At 69.7% G+C, this 21211-nt stretch carries 13 protein-coding genes; 6 read left to right on the top strand and 7 right to left on the bottom strand.

Annotated elements, in window-relative coordinates:
• Nucleotides 1–18: 18 nt before the first annotated feature.
• Complete coding sequence (locus E3O50_RS15870; RefSeq protein WP_134445923.1) at nucleotides 19–2304, bottom strand: EAL domain-containing protein; 2286 nt, start codon at nucleotides 2302–2304, stop codon at nucleotides 19–21.
• On the bottom strand, nucleotides 2301–4568 hold the full coding sequence (locus tag E3O50_RS15865) for an EAL domain-containing protein (RefSeq protein ID WP_166787225.1): 2268 nt from the start codon (nucleotides 4566–4568) through the stop codon (nucleotides 2301–2303). Before E3O50_RS15865 ends, E3O50_RS15870 begins: the two co-directional genes overlap by 4 nt.
• Before the next feature lie 162 nt (nucleotides 4569–4730).
• Here E3O50_RS15865 and E3O50_RS15860 point away from each other — a divergent pair, with 162 nt between their 5' ends.
• Nucleotides 4731–5261, top strand: coding sequence for a flavodoxin domain-containing protein (locus tag E3O50_RS15860; protein ID WP_134445921.1), 531 nt, complete (start codon nucleotides 4731–4733; stop codon nucleotides 5259–5261).
• A gap of 30 nt (nucleotides 5262–5291) precedes the next feature.
• Here E3O50_RS15860 and E3O50_RS15855 read toward each other — a convergent pair whose 3' ends face one another.
• Nucleotides 5292–8567: a DEAD/DEAH box helicase gene (locus E3O50_RS15855; RefSeq protein WP_134559574.1), complete on the bottom strand. Its 3276-nt coding sequence runs from the start codon at nucleotides 8565–8567 to the stop codon at nucleotides 5292–5294.
• A gap of 27 nt (nucleotides 8568–8594) precedes the next feature.
• Nucleotides 8595–10778: a S9 family peptidase gene (locus E3O50_RS15850; protein ID WP_134559572.1), complete on the bottom strand. Its 2184-nt coding sequence runs from the start codon at nucleotides 10776–10778 to the stop codon at nucleotides 8595–8597.
• Between the two features lie 87 nt (nucleotides 10779–10865).
• Here E3O50_RS15850 and E3O50_RS15845 point away from each other — a divergent pair, with 87 nt between their 5' ends.
• Nucleotides 10866–11594, top strand: coding sequence for an HAD-IA family hydrolase (locus tag E3O50_RS15845; RefSeq protein ID WP_241975403.1), 729 nt, complete (start codon nucleotides 10866–10868; stop codon nucleotides 11592–11594).
• Between the two features lie 20 nt (nucleotides 11595–11614).
• Here the strand turns inward: E3O50_RS15845 and E3O50_RS15840 are convergent, their stop codons facing one another.
• Nucleotides 11615–12001 carry a VOC family protein gene (locus E3O50_RS15840; RefSeq protein ID WP_134559570.1) on the bottom strand — a complete coding sequence of 129 codons (387 nt, stop codon included), beginning with the start codon at nucleotides 11999–12001 and terminating at the stop codon, nucleotides 11615–11617.
• A 113-nt stretch (nucleotides 12002–12114) separates the two neighbouring features.
• Between E3O50_RS15840 and E3O50_RS15835 the strand changes: the two genes are divergently transcribed.
• The 3 genes from E3O50_RS15835 to E3O50_RS15825 all read left to right on the top strand — a co-directional run bounded on the left by E3O50_RS15835 (nucleotide 12115) and on the right by E3O50_RS15825 (nucleotide 16065).
• Nucleotides 12115–13413, top strand: coding sequence for an LCP family protein (locus E3O50_RS15835; RefSeq protein ID WP_241975402.1), 1299 nt, complete (start codon nucleotides 12115–12117; stop codon nucleotides 13411–13413).
• A gap of 157 nt (nucleotides 13414–13570) precedes the next feature.
• Nucleotides 13571–14383 carry a TspO/MBR family protein gene (locus E3O50_RS15830; RefSeq protein ID WP_134559568.1) on the top strand — a complete coding sequence of 271 codons (813 nt, stop codon included), beginning with the start codon at nucleotides 13571–13573 and terminating at the stop codon, nucleotides 14381–14383.
• A complete protein-coding gene (locus E3O50_RS15825; RefSeq protein WP_134445917.1) occupies nucleotides 14380–16065 on the top strand; it encodes a DHA2 family efflux MFS transporter permease subunit in 1686 nt (561 codons plus the stop codon). Before E3O50_RS15830 ends, E3O50_RS15825 begins: the two co-directional genes overlap by 4 nt.
• Before the next feature lie 48 nt (nucleotides 16066–16113).
• On the opposite strand, the gene E3O50_RS15820 is transcribed toward E3O50_RS15825, so the two are convergent.
• A complete protein-coding gene (locus E3O50_RS15820; protein WP_134445916.1) occupies nucleotides 16114–17043 on the bottom strand; it encodes an FHA domain-containing protein in 930 nt (309 codons plus the stop codon).
• A gap of 2 nt (nucleotides 17044–17045) precedes the next feature.
• Nucleotides 17046–17252 (bottom strand): hypothetical protein, encoded by a 207-nt coding sequence (locus E3O50_RS15815; RefSeq protein WP_134446003.1) that lies wholly within the window; start codon nucleotides 17250–17252, stop codon nucleotides 17046–17048.
• Nucleotides 17253–17539: 287 nt separating this feature from the next.
• On the opposite strand from E3O50_RS15815, the gene E3O50_RS15810 reads away from it, so the two are divergent.
• Nucleotides 17540–21142: a bifunctional RecB family nuclease/DEAD/DEAH box helicase gene (locus E3O50_RS15810; RefSeq protein ID WP_134559566.1), complete on the top strand. Its 3603-nt coding sequence runs from the start codon at nucleotides 17540–17542 to the stop codon at nucleotides 21140–21142.
• Nucleotides 21143–21211: the final 69 nt, after the last annotated feature.

Raw genomic sequence — 21211 nt, 5'->3', positions numbered from 1 at the left:
TCCTCTCCACTCCTCGTTCTACTCCCGGGTCTGCTCCGCAACAAGGCGGGCGGTCAACCAGGCGTCGAACTCGGTGGCGGGAAGCGGCACGCAGAGCAGGCTGCCCTGGGCGGAGTCGCAGCCGAACCGCACGAGGGCCTCGTATGCCTCGTCACTGTCGACGCCTTCGGCGACCATTCGCAGTCCGAGGCTGTGGGCGAGGGCGATGGCGGAATTGACGAGGGTCGATGAGCGTTCGTCGTGTCCCATCGCGACGATGAACGATTCGTCCAGGCGAAGTTCGTCGATGGCGAGGTCGCGCAGCAAGGCGAGGGAACTGTAGCCCGTCCCGAAGTCGTCGATAGACATCCGCACACCCTGGCCTCGCAACCGGTTCAGCACAGCGCGCGCCCGGGACTGGTCGGCGAGCAGGAACTCCTCGCTGATCTCGAGAGTCAACACGAACGGCGGCAACGCGCGATTCGCGATCATGGCGCCGAGGTGTTCGGGGAGGCCGGCGTCGATCAGCGCAGCCTGGGGAAGCCGGATCGCGACGCCGAGGTCCAGTCCCCGGTCCCGCCAGGCGGCGGCCTGGTCGAGCGCCTGTACGAGCAGGGCCTCCGACAGCGCCCGCACGAGGCCGGCGTCCTCGACGAGATCGACGAATTCGGAGGGGTGCAGCAGGCCACGGACCGGGTGATTCCAGCGGATCCGGGCCTCGGCGGCATGGATCTCGGACGTGTCGAGGTCGATGCGGGGCTGGTAGTGCAGGGTGAGTTGGTCCTGGACGAGCGCCTCCCGCAGTTCCTGAAGGGTGCGCAGGCGCACCTCGCTGTGCCGGTCGTCGTCGGACTGATAGACGTGGAACCCGCTGCCGGTGGACTTCGCCACGTACATGGCGGTGTCGGCCTTGCGCATCAGGGCGCCCAGGTCGCGGCCGTGGCTCGGGTACAGCGCGATGCCGATACTGACGCTCGTCTGCAGGGAAATGCCCTCGAGCGTGAAGGGTACGGCGAGCGCCGCCCGCAATCGATCGGCGAGAGCGGATGCCTCCCCATCCCTGTTTCGTGCGACGAGGATCGCGAACTCATCGCCGCCGAGCCGCGCCAGCAGGTCGAGCGGTCCGAGCTCGCGCGCCAGCCGCACGCCGACTTGCACGAGAAGTCGATCGCCGGCATCGTGACCGAGGCTGTCGTTGACCTCCTTGAACCGGTCCAGGTCGAGGAGGAGGAGCGCGCTGCCCTGCTTCCGGTCGGACGCGAGCCGCGCCGCGACGTCGGAATACATGGCCCGGCGATTCGGCAGCCCGGTCAGGTCGTCGGTGCGTGAGAGGTGGTTGAGTCCCCGCTCCCGCGAGATCATCGGGATGACCGCGAGGGCCAGTGTCACGCTCGCGAGACCGATCGCGAGTGCCGAGATGTGATTCTGGGTCGCGTAGACCAGGATCCCGAGTCCCGCGGCCGTTGCGATCGCGGGAACGACGAAGGCCATCACACCGTTCGGCTCCCGCGGCGCCGCGACGACGGGATAGGACGCGCGGTCGACCCAGACGGCGATGAGCGCCAGGCCGATCGCCCAACTGGCATCGAGCAGGGTTCCCAGGGAGTAGCCGCCGTCGAGGAGGGCGTATGCCACGTCGGCGCCCGCGTAGACGACGAGGCCGCCGATGAGAGAGACCCAGGCGCGCCCGGCGTGTCGGCCGTAGAGCGCGGCAACGCCGGCGATAGCAGCGATCAACAGCAGATCGAGCATCGGGTACGCGAGATTCACGAGCGTTTCGAGCGACACCGGTTCGGCGGAAGCAGAGACGAGTACCGGGTTGAGGAGGACGGCCATGAATGCGGCGACACTGACCGAGCCGACGGCACTGTTCAGGAAGGCCGCCCAGGGCACCCTGCGGAGCTGCCGGCGTGCGGTGACGAAGAGGGAGGCAAGGATCAGGCCGTAGAAGGCCAGGTAGAACAGGTCAGCGACCGACGGGGAACCGGGCCCACCGAGGAACCGGGTGGAGATGGTGAAGCTGACGTCACCGAGGAAATTGCACGTGACGGCGGCGGCGGCGAGTGTCACTTCTCGCCGGACGTAGTCGGCCCGGCGGACGGCGGTCCAGCAGACCACGACGGTCGCCAGGCCAGCGAGCTCGGCGAGGACGAAGTCGACGAGGACACTGTAGTCGCCGCCCTTGCCGACGAGCATCACGACGTAGAGGGCGAGCGGTATGCCCATGATCCACAGGGGTCGGCTGGATGGCTGCCCGACGGATGCGTCCATCGTCTGCTCCGGAGACGACTTCAGGGTGCGCGTCCCTCCGCGCAGGATCGTCATGTCGCGACCGGCTCCGCGACCGACCGGCGGTCAGCGAGCCACCGGTCGAAGGCATCCGCTGGGATCGGCCGGGAGATGAAGTACCCCTGGGCCTGGTCGCAGCCGAAGCCGGCGAGGGCGTCGTAGGTGGCGGCGTTCTCGACGCCCTCCGCGACCATGCGCAGCCCGAGGCCGTGCGCGAGTTCGATCGAGGACTTCACGAGCGCCGCGGCGCGCTGGTCGTCCTTGAGCGGGAAGACGAAGGACTGGTCGAGCTTCAGTTCGTCGATGGGCAGGTCACGGAGGTACGCGAGCGAGCTGTAGCCGGTGCCGAAATCGTCGATCGAAATGCGGATGTCGTTCGCGCGGAGTCTGGCCAGAATGTCCCTGGCCCGGTCCCGGTCGCTCATGAGGAAGTCCTCGGTGATTTCCAGTTCGAGCACCGAGCCAGGCAGGCCGCGCTCGGCGAGGAGGCTTTCGATCCGTTCGGGAAGCTCGGCGTCGACGAGGGAACTCGCCGACAGGTTCACGGCGATCGAGAGGGGCAGGTCCCCGGCCCAGGCGGCGGACCAGACCCTCGCCTGGTCGAGCGCGACGGCGAGCACCCGCTGCGTCAGGGCGTGCATGAGCCCTGCCTCCTCGATGAGCACGAGGAACTGGTCGGGGAAGAGGAGTCCGCGGGTGGGGTGCTGCCAGCGCACGAGGGCTTCGACGCCGGCGACGCTTCCCGATGCGAGGTCGATCTTGGGCTGGTAGTGCACGATGAGCTGGTCGTCCTGGAGGGCGAGCCGCAGTTCGGAGAGGGTGCGCAGGCGCAGGTCGCCGTGGCTGTCGTCGTTGCTGCGGTACACGTGGTGGCCGCTGCGGGTCGATTTGGCCTTGTACATGGCCATGTCGGCCTTGCGCATCAGCCCGGTGAGGTCGCTGCCCTGATCCGGGTACAGGGCGATGCCCACGCTCACCCCGGTCTGCAGGGCGATGCCCTCGAGGGTGAACGGCACGGCGAGTGCAGCGCGCACCCGGATCGCGAAGTCGACGGCTTCGGCATGGCCGACGTCGTCGAGCAGGATCGCGAACTCGTCGCCGCCGAGCCGGGCGAGCAAGTCCTGTTCGCGCAGCTCGTTCGACAGGCGGATGCCGGCCTGCACGAGCAGGCGATCGCCCGCATTGTGCCCGAGACTGTCGTTGACCTCCTTGAACCGGTCGAGGTCCAGTAGAAGGAGGGCCCGGCGCCGGCGGGGCTCCCTGGTGATCCGGGCCGTGACATCGCCGTACAGGGCCCGCCGGTTGGGCAGCCCGGTGAGATCGTCGGTCCTGGCCTGGTGCCGCAGCACGATCTGCCGGGAGACGAGTGGCAGGGAAGCGAGGGCGAGGGCGGTCGCGGCCAGCCCGATGGCGAAGCCGGTCACCGGGACCTGGCTCGCGAGGATCAGCACCCCTAGGCCCGCGCCCGTCGAGACGATCGGAACGGCGACGGCCGCGACGCTGTCCTGGGTGTGGCTGTGCGTCTCGGTCTGGCGCGACGAAGCATCGATCCAGACGGCGACGAGGGCGAGTCCGATCGCCCAGCCCGCGTCGAGGGAGGTGCCCGTGACGTAGGCGTCTCCGATGCGCAGGTAGACGATTTCGGTCGCGGAGAAGATCATCAGCCCGAGGACGAGCAGCATCCAGCGCCGGCGCGGATCCGGGCCCTGGGTCGCGGCGGTTCCGGCGATCACGAGCACGAGCATCGCGTTGAAGAGCGGGTACGTCACGACGACGGCGGTCGCGCCGGCCTCGATGGTCGTGCCCACGGAGTCGAGGATCGGGGTGAGGAGCGCGGCGAGCACGGAGCCGGCGCCGAGGATCCCGATCGCGCCCTCGAGGAGCACCGGCCAGCCCGGCGGGCGGCGCTGCCGACGCGCGAGGGCCACGATTGCCGTGACGATCAGGAGATAGAAGAGGAAGTATCCGATGTCGGGGAGGGTCTGGGACTGGTCGGAGTCTCCGGGCCGGAAGTATGCGTAACTGTCCGCTGCGACGACGATCGTGATGGCGCTCGCCGAGAACACGATCTCGCGGCGGTCGAAGCCCGCGCGGACGACGGCGGTCCAGGCGACGGCGACAAGACTCAGCTTCGTGATGATCGCGAGCCACACATCGACGAAGGGGCTGAACTCCGAGCCCTGCGAGACGAGCGCGACGGTATAGACGGAGAGCAGGAGACACATGAACCAGACAAGCCAATTGCCTGATGAGGCCACATACCGGGCGAACGTGCCGAGGCGGCGAGCCAGCGTTGTCATGGTTACCGGTGCCCCTCCGCCTGCGTGTGCCCAGCATATCAGCGGGACAGACCGGATTATCGGGACCACCTCCCGAAGGAGGGGCGGCAGCCAGGGGCGCCGGGGCCGCGGGGAGGAGCAGAATGGCTGTGCAGGCATGACCTAAGGCGCAGGAGGCGGACCATGGTGGTTCTCGTGGGGTATTCGAGCAAGTACGGTGCCACGGAGGGGATCGCGGAGCGCATCGCGCGCAAGCTGCGCGAGGCAGGGCGCGACGCCGAAGCGAAGCCGGTCTCGGTCGTGGAGAATCCCGACCGGTACACCGCGTTCGTGATCGGGAGCGCCGCGTACATGGGCTCCTGGCGGAAGGACGCCGTCGACTTCGTCCGCGGCAACCTCGAGCTGCTCACCTCACGCCCGCTCTGGTTGTTCAGCAGCGGCCCGCTCGGCACCGCGACTCGCAACGCCGAGGGACAGGAACTGATCATCGAGGCCGAGCCGAAGCAGTTCGACGAGTTCGTGACCGCGCTCGAACCGCAGGGAACCAAGGTCTTCTTCGGGGCGCTCGACCCGGCGGCCCTGCGGCGCCGCGACCGGCTCGTTCGGATGATCCCGGCCGGCCGGGAGCTGCTCCCGGAAGGCGACTTCCGCGACTGGGTCGCTATCGACGCCTGGGCGGCGTCGATTGCCGCCGAGCTGCCCGCGACCGCTTAGGCCGCTCGCCACCAGCCCCGCCTGCGGGGCTCAGGGAGCGAGGAGCGCCCGGATGTCCTCCGCGGTGAAGTCGTCGCCGACATCCGCTGCCGTCGCCGCGCCGTCGAGGCCCGCGCCATCGAGTACCGAGCCGACGAGACGCGCCTTGCGCTCCTTGAGCGCCATCACCTTGTCCTCGATGGTGTCCGCGGCCACGAGCCGGTAGACCATGACCGTGCGGGTCTGGCCGATGCGGTGGGTGCGGTCGATCGCCTGCGTCTCCGTCGCCGGGTTCCACCACGGGTCGAGCAGGAAGACGTAGTCCGCCTCGGTCAGGTTGAGGCCGAAGCCGCCGGCCTTGAGGCTGATCAGGAACACCGGCGCCGTGCCGCTCTTGAACCGGTCGATCACCTCTGAGCGCTTCAGCGTCGAGCCGTCGAGGTAGCAGTACGGGGTGCCCTGGGCGTCGAGGCGTGCGGCTGCCTTGCCGAGGAACGAGGTGAACTGGCTGAACACGAGCGCCCGGTGACCCTCGGCGACGACGTCGTCGAGCTGGTCGAAGAGGGCGTCGAGCTTGCTCGAGGGCACGTCCGCGTAGGTGTCGCCGAGCAGGGACGGGTCGAGGCTCAGCATCCGCAGCAGGGTCAGCGACCGGAACACGATGAACCGGTTCGCGTCGAGGTCCTCGATCAGCCCGAAGAGTTTCTGCCGTTCGCGCTGCAGGAAGGTGTCGTAGAGCGCGCGGTGCCGGGGGTTCAGCTCGATGCGCAGTACCTGCTCCTGTTTCTCGGGCAGTTCGCGGGCGACGACGTCCTTGGTGCGGCGCAGGATCAGGGGGCGGATGCGGCGGCGCAGCCGGGTGATCAGCGCCGGGTTGCCGGGTTGCCCGGCGTCGTCTGTTGTGCCGGCAGGTCTCACGCCGTGTTCGTCGCGGTTCTCGATCGGGCGGACGTACTCCTCGCTGAACCGGCGGGCGGAGGGGAACAGGCCGGGTGCGACGATCGCGAACAGGGACCAGAGTTCGAGAAGCCGGTTCTCCATCGGCGTCCCGGTGATGGCGAGCTTGAAGGGCGTGTCGAGGTCGCGGGCGCAGGCGTGCAGCCGGGAGGCGTGGTTCTTCAGGAATTGCGCCTCGTCGAGGATCAGCCCTGCCCAGCCCTGGGCGCGGTACGCCGCGAAGTCGAGACGGAAGAGCGTGTATGAGGTGACGATCACGTCGTGGTGCGCGACGGCATCCGCGAGCGTCGTGCCGCCGCGGCCGAGGACGGTCGACTGGGTCGTCTCGACGCCGTGCACGCGGAGCCCGGGGGTGAAGCGGGCGGCCTCGGCGATCCAATTGGAGACGACGGAGGTCGGGGCGACCACGAGGAACGGGCGGCGCGGTACGGCGGGTGCGGCGCCGGATTCGCGCGTCGCGTGTTCGATCAGGGCAAGCGCCTGCAGGGTCTTGCCGAGGCCCATGTCGTCGGCGAGGATGCCGCCGAGGCGATGCTTCCAGAGGAAGGCGAGCCAGGCGAAGCCCTCGCGCTGGTACGGGCGCAGGGTCGCGGTCACTCCCTCGGGCACAGGAACGGGCTCGAGGAGGCCATGGCCGTCGCCGTCACGGTCGCCGGCGTCGACCGCGCGGGTCCGTTCGAGCAGCCCGGACACCGCGGACCGCCAGGCCGTTGCTTGCTCGGTGTGTTCGGCGAGGTCCTCGAACTCGGCCCAGAGCTGGGCCTGGTAGCGGCTGATCCGCAGCCCGGTCTCCCACTCGGTGAGGCTGCGGGCCTCGTCGATGAGCGTCCGCAGGCGCTCGAACGCGGGCTGGCGCAGCGAGAGATAGGTGTTGTCGATCATGAGCAGCTTCGGCTTGCCCAGGGCGAGTGCCTTGAACAGTGGGCCGAAGGGCACGGTGCGGCCGTCGATCGTGACGATCACGCCGAGGTCGAACCAGTCCCTCTGGTTCGTCTCGACCGTGGTGATGGTCAGTTCGGGCGTCGCGATGAGTTCGCGGTAGCCCGGATCCGCGCCGATCCGGTCGATCCGCAGCCCTCTCAGCTCGTCGAGCCGGGGGAGTTCCTCTGAGGTGAATTCGGCCGCGTCGAGCCCGCGGAGCGTGTCCGGAGGCGAGCCGGGTGCGGTGCCCAGGTGAGTTGCGGAGAAAACACCGTCGCGGCGCGGAGGAAGGTGCTTTGTCCGCAACTCGACCGCCGCGATGAGCGCGGCCTCCGCGGAGGCGTCCCGACCGGCGGGGCGGCCGGGGCCAGGGCCGGCGTCGAGAGGGACGCGCGTGACGGCGCGACCCTCGCGGTACTCCCAGTCCCAGGCGAGGCTCAGCGCCTGCTTGGGGAGGAAGCGCACGGTGAGCACCAGGACGGGAGCGGCGGCCGCCGGGAAGCTCACCGAGGCATCCGTGCTCGTCACCGGGAGCGCATGACGGAGGCTCGGGTAGAAGTCGCCGAGGAACTCGGCCGTCTCGGACGCGGGCACGGCCACGGTGGCGGGCACCCCGAGCAGGCGGCTCTGCTCCGGACCGAGCGGGCCGCGGGTGGGTGCGAGGAGGAAGGACAGGGCGAGGGCGGGGGACCGGGGCGGGGACTTCGTCGAGGTCGGGGTCGACGACGCGGGGGGTGTCTGCGCATAGACGTAGACGCCGTGGCTGCCGATCGCGCCGGCCTGGGCCGGGGGCTGCGCATCGCCGTCGATCGTGAGTGTCGTGGTCAGGCGCAGTCCGGGCGCGCTTTCAGCAGGAGCCGTTGCCGCGGTCTCGGACGGGGATTGCGTCACGTCGAGTGCGACCACGGCTTCCGCCGCCACCGTGACGGTCGCGCCCTTCTTCGTGCCGACGAGCGCGATCCCGAGCCGGCGCGCTTCGCCGAGGTGGGCCCAGAGCAGGGAACTCTCGAAGTCGTCGAGGTAGAGCCAGTCGGCCTCCTGGCTCGTGTACACCCCGCGCACCGCGCGGTTCAGGGCCCAGAGCTCGCTGAGCCAGCGCTTGTGCTCGGGATTGAGGGCGAGCCGGTTCACGTGGAAGCTCAGCTGGTTCCATGTCACGCTGCCACGCACCCAGTTGCCACGCGCGTTCAGGACGACCGGGCGCACGCCGAGCCTGAGCGTGCCGTGGCCACCGCGGAGGCTCGTGACCGTCTGCGCCGTCGGCCCGCGCCAGCGTTCATCGGTGCGCGGGGTCAGCTCGCGCAGCTCGAACTGGAGTCCCATCGCCGTCGGGGCTGCGGTTCCCGGGGACGTCGCGGCGCTCCCCAGTGCTCCGGCGGGCGGTCCAGCGAGGCTCTGGGCGCGCATCCGCCACCCCGGTGCCGGTGCAAGGGGCCCGGTCTGCGACATTCCCCCATGCTCTCACGCTCCCGCAGCTCAGGGCAGCGGATGCACCCCGGCCGCATCGAGGATCCACGCGTTGTCGAAGGCGATTTCCCGCCAGCGGGCGTAGCGCCCGGACACCCCGCCGTGGCCGGCGGACATCTCGGTCTTGAGCAGGACATCCGCCCCGACCTCGCGCAGGTGCGCGACCCACTTCGCCGGTTCCACGTAGAGCACGCGGGTGTCGTTGAGGCTCGTGACCGCGAGGATCCGCGGGTAGTGCGTGTCTCGAACGTTCTCGACCGGTGAGTAGGACTTGATGTACGCGTAGACCTCCGGGTCGTGCAGCGGGTCTCCCCACTCGTCCCACTCGATGACCGTGAGCGGCAGCGAGGGGTCGAGGATCGACGTGAGCGGGTCGACGAACGGCACGCCGGCGAGGATGCCGGAGAACAGCTCGGGGGCGAGGTTCGCGACGGCGCCCATCAGCAGGCCGCCGGCGCTGCGGCCCTCGGCGACGAGCCGGTCGGGCGCGGTGAGCCCCGCATCGATCAGGTGATGTGCGCAGTCGATGAAATCGGTGAAGCTGTTGCGCTTCTCGAGCTCCTTGCCGTGCTCGTACCAGAGCCGGCCGAGTTCGCCGCCGCCGCGCACGTGCGCGATCGCGTAGACGAGTCCGCGGTCGAGCAGGCTGAGCCGGGCGATGCTGAAGGTCGGGTCGATGCTGATCTCGTAGGACCCATAGCCGTAGAGCAGGGTCGGCGCGGGTTCGCCGGGGGTGACCAGGTCACTCCGGTAGACGAGCGAGATCGGCACGCGGGTGCCGTCCGCGGCCGTCGCCCACTCGCGGCGCTGTTCGTACCTCGCCGGGTCGTACGCGCCGAGCACGGTCTGCTGCTTGAGCAGGCGGCGCTCGCCGGTCGCGACGACGAGGTCGTAGACGGTCGACGGGGTGACGAAGCTCGTGTAGCCGAACCGGATCGTCGGCTGCTCCCACTCGGGGTTCGCCCCTGTGCCTGCCGTGAAGAGCGGTTCGTCGAAGGCGAGCTCGGTGAACGTGAGCGGGCGGGCAGCGTCGGCGGTCGCAGCGGATGCCTCGGCCTCGGTCCCGAGCGACGCGATCGCCACCTGCGTCAAGCCGTCCCGCCGGTACTCGGCGATGACGAAGTCGCGAAACGCGTCGACGCCTTCGAGCCGGACGGATTCGTCGTGCGGCAGCAGCATCCGCCGGGGGCCGTGCGGGTCTCCGGCGGCGACGTCGACGAGTTCGAAGTTGACGGCCTGGTCGTTGTGCACGATGAGGAGCCGGTCCTCCCCGGCGAGGACGGCGTGCTCCACGTCGTACTCGACGCCGTCGCGGCGCGGCCAGACGATTGCGAACTCGCCGGTGGGATCGCTCGTGTCGAGCAGCCGGGTTTCGGTCGTCACGCTCGAGCCGGCCTCGATCAGCAGGTACTTGCGGCTGCGGGTCAGCCCGATGCCGACCCAGAACCGGTCGTCGGGTTCGTGGAAGACCTGCGCGTCGCTCGAGGGGTCTGTGCCGATCTCGTGCCGCCAGACGGTGTCGGGGCGCCAGGCCTCGTCGACGGTCGTGTAGAAGAGGTAGCGGCCACTCGGTTCGAACAGGGCGTCCTCGCCGGTATCGGTGATCTCGTCGGCGAGATTCTCGCCCGTCGTGAGGTCGCGCACCCGGATCGTGTACCGCTCGTCACCCTCGGTGTCGACGGCGTAGAGCAGCCGGGTGGCGTCTGCGCTCACGTCGAAGCTGCCGAGGGCGTAGAACTCGTGGCCGGCCGCCTCGGCGTTGTCGTCGAGCAGCACCTGCTCACCGGGGAGGCCTGCCCGGACGGTGCCGGACGTTCCGGCGTCGACGGCTTCGGGGTCCAGGATCGGCGGCGCCCAGTCGTCCGGGCCCGAGATCGGGGCGCGGCAGTGGATGCCGTATTCCTGGCCCTCCACCGTGCGGGTGTAGTACCACCACCGGCCCTCCCGCACGGGCACGCTGAGGTCGGTCTCGCGGGTGCGGGCCTTGATCTCGTCGAACAGCTGCTCCCGGAGCGGTGCGAGCCGCGCGGTGCGGGCATCCGTGTACGCGTTTTCGGCCTCGAGATGGGCGAGGACCTCCGGGCTTTCCTTGTCGCGCAACCACTCGTAGTCGTCGGTGAAGAGGTCGCTGTGGTGCAGGCGTTCGACGGGCTTCTTCGCGGCGAGGGGAGGGACGACGGCAGCTGTAGTCATGGTGTTCAGCGTACTGAGGCTGGAGACGAGGGAGAATTGGGGGAGTACCGAAGCCGGCTATCGCGGTTTCACGGAAGGAAACAGCACATGGAGCAGGGCCTCACCACCGCCGTAAGCATGACGGAGAGCAGCACGAGCACCAGCACGGATGGCGCAACAGGGCACGTTCTCCTCGGCCGGGTTTTCGATGCGGTCCTCTTCGATATGGACGGCACCCTGGTCGACTCGACGCGGGCCGTGAACCGGGCGTGGATGCGCTGGGGAGCCGAAGCGGGCCTCGGCCCGTCATTCACCGGGGCCGAACACGGGGTGCCCGCCCGGCAGATGGTCGCCAGGCTCGTTCCCGAGGACAAGATCGAGTGGTCGATCGGCCGGGTGCTCGAACTCGAACTCGACGACCTCGAGGGCATCGTGATTCTTCCCGGGGCCGCGGAACTGATGCAGAGCCTGCCGGAGGGCCGCCGCGCCATCGTCACCTCGTGCGCCCGTTCGTTGTGCCTCGCCCGGCTCGAGTCGGCCGGCTTCCCGGTGCCGGCGACCGTCGTGACGATCGACGACACTCCGCGCGGCAAGCCGTTCCCTGAGCCCTTCCTGGCTGCGGCCGCCCGGCTCGGCGCCGACCCGCGTCGCTGTGTCGTGGTCGAAGACGCGCCGGCGGGCCTCGAGGCGGGTCGCGCGGCCGGATGCCTGACGATCGGTGTCGCCGGAACGCACACCATGGACCAGCTCGACGCCGATCTCGTCGTGCCGAGCCTCGACCGCCTGCGGATCAGCGTCCGCGACAACGGCGTCGTCTTCGAGCTGCTCCCCGAGTAGCCCCTCGGGGCAGGGGCCCCTCAGGACTGGTAGATCTCGAGCGGCAGGCCGTCGGGGTCCCGGAAGAAGAACATCGCCTTGTGCGTGTTCGGGTCGACCCGCAGCTCCTCGCAGGCGACGCCCGTGCCGAGGAGCTCCGCGCGCGTGCCGGGAACGTCGTCGACCTCGAACGCGAGGTGGCGCAGGCCGAGCGCCTCCGGGCCGCTGCGCCGGGGCGGGGTGTCCGGGAACGAGAATAACTCGAGGATGTACTCGCCGTTCAGGGCGAGCTTGCCCATCCAGGAATCGCGCTCGGCCCGGAAGTACTCCGCCTCGAGCGTGCAGCCCACGACGTCGAGGTAGAACCGCTTCGAACGCTCGTAGTCGCTCGCGATGATGGCGATGTGGTGAACCCGGTTGATCAGCATCCTCCCAGCCTGACACAGCCGTTTCTGTGAGTCTCATAGCCCGAGTCCAGAAAACACCCGGGACCGGCAACTATCGTGAAGATTCTGACCATGGAACGCAATAAGGGGTTTTGTTGACGAATCACAGACCCGAGGGTCGCGCGGACGCCCGCAGGCACGCACGGGCGGCAACGCTCATCCGCCATCGGCGCCGACCGAGCCGCAGCCACACGATGCTGACCCTGATCAAGGCGCTTGCGCTCACGCTCGCCGTCGTCCTCGTGAGCGGCGTCTCCGTTGCGGCCATCGCGGTGAGCCAGTTCGCAACGAAGGTCTCCGCTAACGCGGTCGACATCTCCAACGGGGCGACCGACCTGCCCGCGATTCCCCAGCTCGGTTCCTTCGAGGGCGGCTTCAATGTCCTCGTCGTCGGGGTGGACAACTCCCTCACCCAGTCCGCAGCCTATGGCGACCGCACCGGCACCCTCAACGACGTCAACATTCTGCTGCACGTCTCCGCCGACCATAAGAGCGCGGTCGTGATCAGCATTCCCCGTGACCTCGTCGTCAACCAGCCGGCCTGCACGGACCCCGATACCGGGAAGGTGGCGAAGGCCGCGACGTCCACGGCCATGAACGCGTCCTTCGGACGGGGCGGCCTCGGCTGCGTGGTCTCGACCGTTTCGTCGCTGACCGGGCTGACCATTCCGTACGCGGGTCTGATCTCCTTCGAGGGCACGGTCGCGATGGCCGACGCCGTCGGGGGCGTCCCGGTCTGCCTCAACGACGCGATCAAGGACCCGTACACGGGACTCGACCTTCCCGCGGGAACGAGCGTCGTCTCCGGAACCGCCGCCCTCGCCTACCTGCGCAGCCGCCACGGCGTCGGCGACGGCAGCGACCTGTCCCGGATCTCCTCGCAGCAGGCCTACATGTCCTCGCTGATGCGCGTGATGAAGAGCAGCGCGACGCTCACCGACGTGTCGAAGCTGTCGGCCCTCGCGACGGCCGCGGGGACGAACCTGAAACTCTCCACGTCCCTCGCCAACATCCCGACCATGGTCGGCATGGCGCTCGCCCTGAAGGACATCGACCTGAACCAGCTCGTGTTCGTGCAATACCCGTCGGCGACCGACCCGCAGGACACCAACAAGCTGGTACCGTCGACCGCCCTCGCCAAGAAGCTGTTCGCCGCGGTCACGGCCGACCAGTCCTTCACCCTCGACGCCAAATCCCTCGGCAACAGCGCCGAACTCGACCCGACGGCTGCGCCGGCCGCAACGCCGACCCCCACCCCCACTGCCTCGGCCACCGGTGCGGCAACGGGCACTCCGACGCCCGCGGCAACGGATGCAGCTGCTCCCGTCGAGATCGCCGGGCTGCGCGGCCAGACCGCGAGCCAGCAGACCTGCTCGATCGCCTTCAACTACTGATCCAGGGGCCCATCGAGCCGCTCCGAGCGCACTCCGCCGAGCGCACCCCGATGATTCGCGAACGAGGGATCACGGATCAGCGGACCCTGCGCTGTTCTTTCGCGCGCCCTGGTGCTAACGTCATCTTGTTCAGTTGACTTATATCTAGGAGAGTGAGATGAATTCTCGAGATCTCCGGCGGCAGGTCCTCGTCGTGATCGGCGCGCTCGTCGCCCTCGTCGGATCCTTCATCGGGTCAGGTGCCGCAGGCGGCACCCCCATCCAGAACGCCGCCGGCGGCGCGCTTGCCGCTGACGCGACCCTGATCGCCCCTGCCGTCCCCGCGTTCGCGATCTGGACGCCGATCTATCTCGGCCTGGTCGGGTACGCCATCTGGCAGTGCCTGCCGGCGCAGCGGAGCGATCCCCGTCAGCGTCTGCTCGGATACCCGGTCCTGGCGTCCCTGATCCTGAATGCCGCGTGGATCCTGAGCATCCAGTTCGACCAGCTGTGGCTCAGCGTGCCCGTCATCGTGGCCCTGCTCGCTGTCCTCGTCTGCACCTTCCGGCTCACCCTGGCCTCACGCCCGAAGAACCTCGTCGAAACGATCCTCCTCGACGGGACCATGGGCCTCTACCTCGGCTGGGTCTGTGTCGCGACCGCTGCGAACGTGACCGCCGTGCTCGTCGTCGCCGGCTTCACGGGCTTCGCGCTCGACCCTGACCTCTGGGCGGTCGCCGTCATCGCGGTCGCCACCGTCGTCGGCGGGTTGCTCGCGATCAGCGGTCACGGCAGGCTCGCCCCTGCGGCCTCCCTCGCCTGGGGGCTCGGTTGGCTCGCCGTCGCACGGCTCGGCGGAACACCGCCTTCCGTGCCCGCCGGTGTCGCGGCCATCGTCGGCGCCGTGCTCGTGATCGCCCTGACCGTCGGCGCGCGCCTGCGCATGGCGAAGCTTCCCGTCTCCCCGCCGACCCGAATGGTAATCGCATGACCGACCAGCACCCAGCCACCCCCACTGCCTCCGCCCGGGCTGAGTCCCCGCGCCGCCGGTGGGCCGGCCTCGTCTTCATCAGCATCGCCGTCGCGCTGATCATCGTCGACTCGACGATCATCAACGTCGCGATCCCCTCGATCGTACGGGACCTCGCGATCACGTCGACCCAGGTGCAGTGGGTCCAGGAAAGCTACACCCTCGTCTTCGCAGCCCTCCTGCTCGTCTTCGGCACACTGGCCGACCGGTACGGGCGCCGTCGCATCCTGATCCTCGGCGTCGTGCTGTTCGCCGCGGCATCCGTTCTCGCGGCTCTGGCGCAATCGGGCGACCTGCTGATCGGCGCCCGCCTGATCCAGGGCATCGGCGGCGCGATGGTGCTCCCGACCACCCTGTCGCTGATCAACGCGAACTTCCGCGGCCGCGACCGCGGCATCGCCTTCGCGATCTGGGGCTCCACGATCGGCGGCATGGTCGCGGTCGGGCCGCTCCTCGGCGGCTGGCTGACCACGTACTTCTCCTGGCGCTGGGCCTTCGGCATCAATGTGCCGCTCGGTGTGATCATCGTCATCGGTGTGCTCGTCTTCGTCTCCGAGTCGAAGGATGCCGGCGAACCCCGCAGGGTCGACGTCGTCGGCGCCGTGCTCTCGGTGCTCACGAGCGCCAGCCTCGTCTTCGGACTCATCGAGGGACGCAGCTACGGCTGGTGGCTGACGAACAAGCCCATGGTGATCGGCGGCTTCACCTGGCCGTATTCGATTTCCCCGATTCCGGTCGCCTTCGCGATCACCCTCCTCGCCGGCGCGGCGTTCATCCTGTGGGGCCTCTCCCGGCAGCGCGCAGGCAAGACCACCCTGCTCGCATTCTCACTGTTCCGGATCGCTTCATTCCGCAACGGGAATATCGCGGCGCTGATCGTGTCTCTGGGAGAGTTCGGCATCATTCTGTCCCTGCCGCTCTGGCTGCAGAACGTGCTCGGCTACGACGCGCTCCAGACCGGGTTCGTGCTGCTCGCGCTCGCGATCGGCTCCTTCGTCGCGAGCGGATTCGCCGGCGCATACGGCAACCGGGTGTCACCGGAAACGATCGTGCGGGTCGGAATCGTCCTGGAGATCCTCGGCGTCGCGGGGCTCGGCCTGGTGATCACGGCGGACGCCAGCTGGCTCGCGATCGTGCCGTTCCTCTTCGTCTACGGGATGGGTGTCGGCCTCGCGACCGCCCAGCTGACCGGAGTCGTGCTCAAGGACGTTCCGGTCGAAAAGAGCGGACAAGGGTCCGGCACCTCCTCGACGGCGCGGCAGATCGGCTCCGCGCTCGGCATCGCGGTGCTCGGCACCGTGCTGTTCACCTCGGTCGGCGCCTCGCTGGACGCGAAACTCGCGGACGTGCCCGGGCTGCCGGAGTCTGCGCGCACCCAGGTCGTCGACGCGGTCGTCGACAGTGCCGGAGCGGCGATCCCCGCCCTCGAAGCACAGAGCCCCGCCGTGGCCACGGCCGCGCGCGACGCCTTCAGCGAGGGCACCCGGTACTCCGCGTTCGCGGCCGCCGGATTCCTTGTCCTCGGCCTGCTCGCGACGCTGCGGCTCTCGGGCACGACGCCGCACCGCGACGGACGTGAGCCAGAAGCGGATGCCGGCGGAGAGGCATCCGCCGCCGTCACCACGGCGGGCGAGCCGGTCTAGCACAGCGGACGCCGGGGCAGCGGCCGCCTCAACGCCGGGTCTCCGCGGCTAGGAGACCGGCGGCCCTGGTGTGGCCGGTGGCGGCTTCGCTGCGCTCCTGCGAGCGGGCTGCGGCTTCTGGTACGCCAGTTCCCCGCCCACCCTGCCGCCGTACGGACGACCGTGATCGGCGAATTCCTCGCGGAAGAACGCCATCCGCCACGGCCCGAGTTCGATGCGCGCGCCGGTGCGCAGAATCCGGCCCCCCTCTGACGGACGACTTCCGTCGATGCCCTGGGACTCCGTTCCCGGCGTGACGGGCCCGAGGGGAAAGAACACGTACTCGTCGTTCTGATCATGCCGGATCTCGGCGTGGATCGGGGAGAGACCGTCGAGCCTCAGATCGGCGTCCGGGCTCGATCCGATCGTCGTGGTCTCCGGCATGAGGTCGAATTGGCGGGGCGGCGTGCCGTCCCAGTTTTCCGACCCGACGACGAAGATCAGTCGGGGACGCCCGGATCCGCGGGTGTAGTGCGTGGTCGTCACGGTACGCCGGATGCGGCGGTCGAGCGTCGGTACCAGGGGGAAGAGGGTGGAGGGCGGCAAGGTCACGACCGGTGCCGGTTCTGCCCCGCCGGCGCGCCTGCGACGCCGCAGCAGCGGCGCCAGCGCCGCCCGGCTGCCGAGGGCGACATGCGCGGACCCGGTCAGGAGGCGCTGCAGCCGTTGAGCCGGGATCGCACCGAGCCGGACCACCAGCCCGTTCGGACCGCTCAGCGAGACCGAGAGCCCCCGTTCGGCCAGGTCTGCCGCGAGGGTACGGATCTCCTTGAGAGTGATCGTCCTCGTCTGCAGGAAGAGCTCTGGCCGGCTCGCGAAGATCTCGACGTCGGTGCCGGCGGCGGTGATCGTTCCGTGCATCCGTTCGCCGCCGTGCTGGCCGTCCGGCTCGGCAAGGGAGAAGGCGAGATCGATGTCCAGACGGGTGGTCGTTGCCATGGTCAGTGGGCGAGGGACTCGGCGGTCGGGCCTTCGCTCGTCGTGACGCGGAGGGTCCCGTTCAGCTTCCATGTCGCCCGCGGGGCGTCCGGTCCGATGTCCCGGGGGACTTCGACGGCCATGTCGATGAAGGTGTAGTTGATCACGGCGCTCTTGCCGGTCAGGTACGACCACATCTCTTTCCCGAGGTCGGTCCAGTCCTGGATGATGTGGCCGTCGGGGCCCGTCGCCGTTCCGGCCGTGTCGTCGCTCGTGCTCGTGCTGGTGGTTTCGCTCACGGTGTGTCCTTCTGATTTCGTCGATGAGGATGCGGAGTCCGACGTCGAGGAAACCCTCCGGGGCACCCCGTGAGGGGGAAGCCCGGCCACGTCAACACTGCCGTTGGGTCGAGGCTAGTGGGCGACTTCGCGCAGCGGGGGATTCCACAGCCTGCTCACAGCACCCGTACGTCGGTGGCTTCGGTTAGCCTCGGGGCAGATCCTTTCGGGAGGCCGCCGTGTTCCTGCTTGACCCTGTCACCGTCGTGTACTCGGCGAGCGACCTGAGCGCGGCCGCGGTCTGCGAGTGGGCCGTGATGCGCCGGCTCGACGCCCGCCTCGGGCGGATCGACCCGGTTCCGGACCCCGCGGACGCCATGCTCGCGCGCACCGCGGAACTCGGCGACGCCCACGAACTGCGGATGCTGAACCGGCTCCGTTCGACCGGGCCCGTCGTCGAGATCGAGCGTCCGGCCCGCGCCGAGCGCGCTGCGATTCTCGAAGCCGCCCGGCTGAGTGCCGAGGCCCTCCGAGCCGGCGCCGCGGTGGTGTTCCAGGCCGCCTTCTTCGACGGGCGTTTCCTCGGGTACGCGGATTTCATCATCCGCTTGCCGGAGCAGGGCGATTCGGCGGAAAGCGCCGTGGCGGGGCCGAGCTATGAGGTCTACGACACGAAACTGGCCCGCTCGGCCAAGGTGACCGCGCTGCTGCAACTCGCGGCGTACAGCGACCAGTTGGAACGCCTCGGTATCCGCACCGGCGACCGGGTGCACCTCCTTCTCGGCGACGGGCGCACGAGTTCGCACAGGCTGGCCGACATCCTTCCGGTGTACCGGGCCAGGCGGGCCAGGCTCGAGGGCCTGATCGACGAACGCCTCGCCGACGCCGCGCCGACCCCCTGGGGCGACGCCCGGTACGTCGCCTGCGGACGCTGCGCGGTCTGTGAGGAGCAGGTGCAACTGCACCGGGACGTGCTCCTGGTCGCCCGGCTGCGGCTCTCGCAGCGTGCCCGCCTGCGCGCTGCGGGGATCGGGACGATCGAGGAGCTCGCCGCATCTGCGGGGCCCGTCGCCGGGATCACCGATTCGACGCTCGCGACCCTGCGCGCACAGGCCAGTCTTCAGCTCGACCCGCACCCCGGCCGACCGCTCGCCTGGCAGGTGACCAATCCGCCGGCGCTCGCCGCACTTCCGCGGCCGAGCCAGGGGGATATCTTCTTCGACTTCGAGGGCGATCCCCTGTACCAGGAGGGAGCGGACGACGCCTCAGCCGGCACCGTGGTGTGGGGCCTCGACTACCTGTTCGGCCTCGTGGAACCCGACGACACCTTCCGCGCCTTCTGGGCGCACAGCCACGCCGAGGAACGCCAGGCCCTCATCGGCTTCCTCGCCTACGTGCACGAACGACGGGAACGGTACCCCGACCTGCACATCTACCATTACGCCCCCTACGAGCGCACCCACCTGCTCAGCCTCGCCGCGCGGCACGGCGTCGGAGAGGACACCGTCGACGACCTGCTCCGCAACCACGTGCTCGTCGACCTGTACCCGATCGTGCGGCAGGGCCTCCGGGTCGGCAGCCGCAGCTACTCGCTCAAGAAGCTCGAGCCGCTGTACATGGGGGAGGAGGCCAGGGAGGGCGTCGACAACGCCGCAGACTCGATCGCCGAGTACGCGCACGCGGGCGAGCTCCTCGCCGCCGGCGAGGCGGATGCCGCTGCGGCCGTCCTCGAGGACATCGCGCGGTACAACGCCTACGACTGCCGGTCGACGCGGCGGCTGCGGGACTGGCTCCTCGACCGGGCCGCGGACAACGGTGCCTTCGACGACGGTGCCGCCGACGACGGTGCCGCCGGACGCCTCGGTGCCTCGGGCGATGCCGGCGTCGCGGCTCGTGCCGGCGAGCTCGCGATCGCGGTCCCCGAGCGGGAACCCGACCCGGTCTACCTCGAACTGACGGCCCTGCTCGAACAGGTGCCGCCGACCGGCCGCACGAGCGACGAGACCGCGCTCGCCCTCGCGGCCGCGGCCATCGACTACCATCGCCGCGAACAGAAATCGTTCTGGTGGGACCACTTCGCCAGGCTCGCGTCGCCCCTCGAGGACTGGTCGGACACCAGGGACGTCTTCTCGGTCGTGCGGGCCACCGTCGAGATCGGCTGGCACCGCGAGGGCAGGCAGGTCCTCGACCGGCGCCTGCTCCGGCTCGCGGGCACCCCGGCGCCCGGAAGTTCGCTCAAGGCCGGGCAACAGCCGTTCCTCGTCTACGACCCGCCGTATCCGCCGATCCGGCGGAGCGACGAGCCGGGCGCCCGCACCGCCCACAACAAGGCGACCATCGTGCAGGTGGGCGACGACGGCGGATTCGGCGGCACCATCGACGACGGCGTCCTCGATGGCGGTGCCCTCGACGACGGCGTGATTTTCGTCGACGAGATGCTCGAACGCGACGCGCCCCACCACGACGCGCTCCCTGTCGCCGTCACTCCGGGGACTCCGCCGCAGCCCGGCAGCCAGGTCGGCGCGATCTCCCAGTGGGGCAGGGCCGTGCTGTCCGCATGGCCGCTGCCGCTCGCGGATGCCGCGTTCGACATCCTGCGCCGGGTGCCGCCGCGACTGCGCGGGGGCGCCACCCTGCCTGTCGTTACCGCAGGAGACACCCCGGGCGCCATCCGCGATGCCGTGCTGGCCCTCGATCACTCCTACCTTGCCGTCCAGGGCCCGCCCGGAACCGGGAAGACCTTCGTCGGCTCGCGGGTGATCGCCGACCTCGTGGTCCGGCACGGCTGGAAAATCGGCGTCGTCGCGCAGTCGCATGCGGCCGTCGAGAACATGCTGCGGGCGGTGGTCGAGGCGGGCGCCGGAGTCGGGCTCGACCCGGACCGCGTCGGCAAACGGCCGAAGAAGGGCGAAGAAGGCACTGCCGTTCCGTGGCTCGCCCTCGATGTCAAGGGTCTCGCCGCTTTCACCGGCCGGTCGGACGGCTGGGTACTCGGCGGGACGGCCTGGGACTTCAGCAACGCCGACCGGATCCCGCGCGGCTCCCTCGACCTGCTCGTGATCGACGAGGCCGGGCAGTACTCCCTCGCGAGCACGATTGCCGCGGCCGTCTCGGCGGAGCGGCTGCTGCTTCTCGGCGACCCGCAGCAGTTGCCGCAGGTCAGCCAGGGCACGCACCCCGAGCCCGTCGACCTCTCCGCGCTCGGCTGGCTCACGGACGGGCATCGGGTGCTCCCCGCCGAGCTCGGGTATTTCCTCGCGACGAGCTGGCGGATGCACCCGGCCGTCTGCGCTCCTGTTTCGGCGCTCTCCTACGAGGGCAAACTCCGCTCGCACCCCTCCGACCGCGCCCTGGCCGGGGTGGGACCGGGGCTGCATCCCGTTCCGGTGCGCCACACGGACAACGCGACCTCGTCGATCGAAGAAGCGGATGTCGTGGTCGGGCTCGTCCGCGACGCCATCGGCCGGCCGTGGACATCCGCCGGGCGAACGGTCCCGCTCGGGGAGGCGGACGTGATCGTGGTCGCTCCGTACAACGCCCAGGTCGCCCTGATCAGGGAACGACTCCGGGCGGCCGGCCTCTCCTCGGTCCCGGTCGGCACGGTCGACAAATTCCAGGGCAGGGAGGCCGCGGTCGCGATCGTCTCGCTCGCGGCGTCGTCCGCGGAGGAGGTGCCGCGCGGCCTCGAATTCCTGTTGCTCGCGAACCGGCTCAACGTCGCCATCTCGCGCGCGCAGTGGGCGGCGTGGCTCGTCTACTCGCCCGCGCTCACGGACTCGCTGCCGCACAGAGTCGAGGCGCTCGCCCAGTTGAGCGCTTTCATCACACTCGTCGGCTCGTAGACCAGCGACGAGCATACAAAAAAGGAAGCACCCCCGAATACCGAGGGTGCTTCCTGTTGTTCCGGTGGA

The sequence above is a fragment of the Cryobacterium sp. MDB1-18-1 genome (assembly GCF_004402735.1).
Taxonomy (GTDB): domain Bacteria; phylum Actinomycetota; class Actinomycetes; order Actinomycetales; family Microbacteriaceae; genus Cryobacterium; species Cryobacterium glucosi.
This window is presented reverse-complemented; position numbering and strand designations above follow the sequence as displayed.